Here is a 4,335-nt window from a genome sequence, read left to right on the forward strand (position 1 = left end):
GCTCCGCCGTCTCACCCGAGGCGAACCCGCCACCCGCCAACAACGCCGCACCTTCAACACACCCGACTGACAGCAATGTGAAACGCGCTCTTAGCCACCTGCTCCTGCGTGAGCATGCGTTGCTCGCGCAGACGGCGTAGGCGGGTGCGTAGAAGCCAACGCGCCACCGCAGGCGTTGGCTCCTCCACGTCCGTGGCGTCCGGAGCAGGGTGGCGGCGATCGGGCATCATGGAAGACATGGTCGACCGTTCCGGCAACAAGCGCACTCGCCGCATTGATGCTTCGGCGTTGGTGCGTGCCGTGACGGTCGCCGGCGGAACCGCAACGGTCGGGCTCGCCACCGCCGACGAGCAGCTGTCGACCGCCCAGGTCTGCTGGCTCGTGCTCGGCGCGATCCTCGCGACGGCCGGCACATCGCGCTCGAACAACTCGGGCACAGTAAAAAAAATCGCCCAAGGCTGCTAGCTGGCAGACTGCGTTAGGCCGTTTGGGTAACGCTCACGACTTGATCCGGACCGGCCCAGGTGCGCCCAGCGGTGGCGGCGGCGCTCCCTTGTTACCCCAGCCGACGCTGCCGTAGATCCCCTCGTCGACGTAGCCGACCCACACCTGCCCGCTGCTGGTGGTGACATCATGCTCGATTCCGTTGCCCAGCGAACCATCTGATACCAGAACTAAGTACTGTCAAGCATCGCTAATGTCTCACTGAGTCCACTCGATGACGGCAGGCATGTGTACGGTTATGCGGTCAGTTTTGAGCCAATCCTGGCCGTGCCGTAATCTATAAGCATGTGTGCAACCGAAATGGAGCACAGATGATACGTACAAGAGTTCGAATCCCCCCTCGGACACCAATGTCGTGGAAAATCACGATAAATAGGACAGATTGACTGTCCCATTTGGCCTATTTGGGCCCCAAATGTTGTGAGTTTAGAATGCTGCCGATGCGACCGGCTGCATGGGTTCAATTCGGTAGATAGGGAATGGTGCCCGTTCGCGGCGCGCTGACTGTGGGAGAGTGGCAGTGCCGCGGCCTGCGCGTCACTGTCGGTATGGGTCGATGATTTCCTTTGGGCGCAGCGCGGGGGCGGCGAGGTCGCGCAGAGTCGGCGAGGTGAGGTAGAACCTGCCGCGGGTCTCGCCGTGTTGTTCGAGCATGTCCGCCCGGACGAGGGCGCGAAGGTCGCGGGTTGCTTGGTCGTCGGTGAGGTTTTCGTCGCGTTGATAGAGGGTGCGGCGCACCCGACCGCCGGTGGCGGCGAGGTGTAGGGCGCTGACGACCCGCTCGGGCAGCCCGTTGCGCCGGACCCAGGTGTCGAGCAGTTCCCAGAGATGCGCTGCTTGGTTGAGGCGTTGCCGGACCAGTTGGGCTTGTTGGTGGTGGGCGCTCAGGCAGAATCGGATCCACCTGCTGGTGTCGTTGTCGGGCTGCCAGGTTGGGCCGCCGACCTCACCGAGCGCGTCGTAGTAGGCGTAGGTGTTTCGGCCGACACCGAGCCACTCCTCGATCGAGGAGAACTCTGGGGCGAGGACACCGTCGCGGGCGAGTACGAGGGTGTGCAGGCAGCGCGACATCCGACCATTCCCGTCCCGCCAGGGATGGATTTTGACCAGGTTCAGGTGAGCCATGGAGGCCCGGACAAGCAGCGGGGTTTCTGGTTCGCCGTCGGCCAACCAGTCGATCAGCTCGGAGATCAGCGACGGAACGTCGTCGGCGTCTGGCCCGGTGTAGACGCGTCGGCCGGTGTGCGCCTCGTCGATGTGGATGTCTCCTGGGCGGTAGCGGCCCGGCCACTTGCTGAGGTCATGGCGGAGCATCATGAAGTGCAGTGCGTTGAGCAGCATGTGCTGCCAGGTGAACTCGCGTGAGCGGGCGAGTTGTTGCACGTAGGTCAGGGCGTCCCGATAACCGGTGATGACTTCCCAGGTCTGCGGGTTCGTCTCCACCGGCTCGTCGCCGGCGACGGCCGCGGCGGCGTCGTCCAGGGAGACCTGGTAGCCCTCGATCGAATTGGAGCCTTGGATGGCGTGGGCGATCAGGGTGCGTCGGAGTTGTCCGGTCCAGCGGTGTGGCTCAGCGATCTGATACCGCAGGTTTTCCCGCATGGTGTCCAGTTCGCCGAGCACGCGCTTGTCGTCATCGGCGAGTGCAGGAGTCCGATACAGCATGCGCTAATCATACAATGCTTTCCGCTGAATCCCTGATTGATTTCAGCATTACGGGGTGGGGGGCGTCAGGCCGCTCCTGACGCGTCACGCCCCGTCGCGTACCGCACTGCATGAGGTTGTTCGGTCATGACACCACTTATCCGACCGAAGGAACATCTCGTCGGTCCACTCGTACCTGCTGCCCTGCCCGCGCGTACGGGTCCAAGCCCCGATGCCGATGCCCGCTCTACCTGCCCGAGTCTGCCCACCGGCGATTACCGACGCCAGCCTGGTACTGGGGATGGCTCTTCCGGCACGGTGTGGCCGGGTGAGCGCGCAGCACCTCGTGCGCGCGCTGGGGTGGCCCCCGCACCACCGCCTCGACGTTCAGTCGCGCCACGGCATGCTCGTCATCTGCTCGGCCAGCGACGGCCTCCACCAGGTGGGTAGCCGAGGGGACCTACCCTTGCCGGCGAATGCCCGGCACATGTGCCGCATCGATCCCGGTCAACCCGTACTGCTCGCCGCCATCGTTGCGCACGACCTGCTCGTCGTGCATTCCGTCAACACCGTCGTACGCCTGCTCGCCGACCTGCACACTCACCTGGCGGGAGCCGGCAATGACCGCTGACCCCGCCGCCGTCGCTGCCGCTCGCCAAGTTTTGGCTCACCTGGGTGTCACGGTGAGCGATCTGCAATCGCATCCCGCGGCGCCGTCGGTTGTGCCGACGGTCGCCGAGTACCTGCCCCGTGTTGTCGCCGCTGCCGGGCCCGGAGCACGCCGCACCTACGGCACTTACTGGGAGCGGATGGCCGCCGCGTGGCCCGAGCGGCCCTTGGACACCGTCACCGCCAGCGACGTCGAGGCCCTGAAACAGGTGATGATCGCCAGCGCCGTGTCGCGGCGCAACAGCCGCAACGGCCGGCACGCCGGTGAGCACCTCATCGCCGCCGCCCGCGCGTTCTACCGACGTGCCATCGCTGACGGGCTGATCGACGCCGCCGCCAGCCCCGCGTACCGCGTCGCGAAACCCCGACGCTTACCCGGCACCCGCCGAGCGTTGACCGCACACGAGTTGGAGGAGATCAACGCGATGGCGCGCACCAGCGGAAACGACGTGATCCTTGACGCGCTGCTCCTGCGCCTGCACACCGAGACCGCGTGCCGCCGCGGCGGCGCCCTGGCCCTACGGCTGGTCGACCTCGATACCACCAACGGACTCGTCCGCCTCACCGAGAAAGGACCCACTGTCCGCTGGCAGCCCATCACCCTCGATCTCGCCGGACACCTGAGAGAGCACGCCCACGCTCGCGGCGCTGTCCTGCCGACCGATCCGCTCCTGCGCGCGCGCAACGGCCAACCGATCACCAGCCGCCGCTACGACCACCTGTGGAAACGCTTAGGGGAGCGCCTGCCCTGGGTAGCCGTGCACGGCATCTCGACCCACTGGCTACGCCACACCACCCTGACCTGGGTGGAACGACACTTCGGCTACGGCATCGCCCGCGCCTACGCCGGGCACACCGACAGCCCCGGATCCTCCACCATCACCTACATCAAGGCTGACCTGCACGACGTGGCCAACGCGCTGTCGGCCATGACCGGCCAACCCCATCCGCTGGCCCGTCTGACAGATCACGCCGGCACGTGGTCGCAGTTGAACCACGTCGCATCGCCCAAGTCCGAATAGGGGACAGCAGCCGCGTGCGGTGTTGGGGGAACCAGTTCCGGATGCGCCGCACGCGGCTCGGCGCGTTGCCGAAGCCGGCCCAGCGTGCCTGGTTCGCCGTCTACCTCGACGCGGCCGACCGGTGCGACGTCCAGACTCTAATCCGGCTCGGCCAGCAACCGTGAAGCGGCGGACTCTTGCGCTGCATCTGTCCGCCCAGGGCGCGCCAGCGCTTGTGGCTGGCGTCAGCGTCATCACGCTGCTGCCTGGTCCGGCGGAACCTGGCTCGCCGACAGGCCTTTTCTGCGACGGGCCCGCCGCTCGCCTCCCCGTGGTCGCGCTCGCATAGTTGCTGTCCGCGCTTCTGCTCGGTCCCACCTCGCCGACGCCGACGACAACTCTGAATGCAGCACATCAATGCCTGAGCTACCCGCTTTGATGGAGCTTCGTAGTCATGGTCTGATGGCCATGGGGAGGAAGTTTCTGTGGCGGCACCGAAGAAGTACCCCGATGAGTT

At 66.0% G+C, this 4,335-nt stretch carries 5 protein-coding genes; 4 read left to right on the forward strand and 1 reads right to left on the reverse strand.

Going from position 1 to position 4,335, the window contains the following annotated elements; all coding sequences use genetic code 11:
- Positions 1-228 precede the first annotated feature (228 nt).
- Positions 229-465, forward strand: coding sequence for a hypothetical protein (locus tag ACGFH9_RS30730; RefSeq protein ID WP_393226349.1), 237 nt, complete (start codon positions 229-231; stop codon positions 463-465).
- A 576-nt stretch (positions 466-1,041) separates the two neighbouring features.
- Here ACGFH9_RS30730 and ACGFH9_RS30735 read toward each other — a convergent pair.
- Positions 1,042-2,169, reverse strand: a complete 1,128-nt coding sequence (locus tag ACGFH9_RS30735) for a Fic family protein (protein ID WP_393226352.1) — start codon at positions 2,167-2,169, stop codon at positions 1,042-1,044.
- A 307-nt stretch (positions 2,170-2,476) separates the two neighbouring features.
- On the opposite strand from ACGFH9_RS30735, the gene ACGFH9_RS30740 reads away from it, so the two are divergent.
- The 3 genes from ACGFH9_RS30740 to ACGFH9_RS30750 are packed head-to-tail and all read left to right on the forward strand — an operon-like array spanning position 2,477 to position 4,003.
- Positions 2,477-2,779, forward strand: a complete 303-nt coding sequence (locus ACGFH9_RS30740; protein WP_393226355.1) for a hypothetical protein — start codon at positions 2,477-2,479, stop codon at positions 2,777-2,779.
- Between the two features lie 52 nt (positions 2,780-2,831).
- Positions 2,832-3,839 carry a tyrosine-type recombinase/integrase gene (locus tag ACGFH9_RS30745; protein ID WP_393226358.1) on the forward strand — a complete coding sequence of 336 codons (1,008 nt, stop codon included), beginning with the start codon at positions 2,832-2,834 and terminating at the stop codon, positions 3,837-3,839.
- A 41-nt stretch (positions 3,840-3,880) separates the two neighbouring features.
- The gene (locus tag ACGFH9_RS30750) at positions 3,881-4,003 is read left to right on the forward strand and encodes a hypothetical protein (RefSeq protein ID WP_393226361.1); all 123 of its coding nucleotides are present in this window, start codon (positions 3,881-3,883) and stop codon (positions 4,001-4,003) included.
- Positions 4,004-4,335 lie beyond the last annotated feature (332 nt).

This window comes from Micromonospora sp. NPDC049102, assembly GCF_043197485.1.
Classification (GTDB): Bacteria; Actinomycetota; Actinomycetes; order Mycobacteriales; family Micromonosporaceae; genus Micromonospora.

Excerpts from the sequence above, each read along its gene's own strand:
- ACGFH9_RS30730 (WP_393226349.1), top strand. The coding sequence starts at position 229 with ATGGAAGACATGGTCGACCGTTCCGGCAACAAGCGCACTCGCCGCATT.
- ACGFH9_RS30735 (WP_393226352.1), bottom strand. The coding sequence starts at position 2,169 with ATGCTGTATCGGACTCCTGCACTCGCCGATGACGACAAGCGCGTGCTC.
- ACGFH9_RS30750 (WP_393226361.1), top strand. The coding sequence starts at position 3,881 with ATGCGCCGCACGCGGCTCGGCGCGTTGCCGAAGCCGGCCCAGCGTGCC.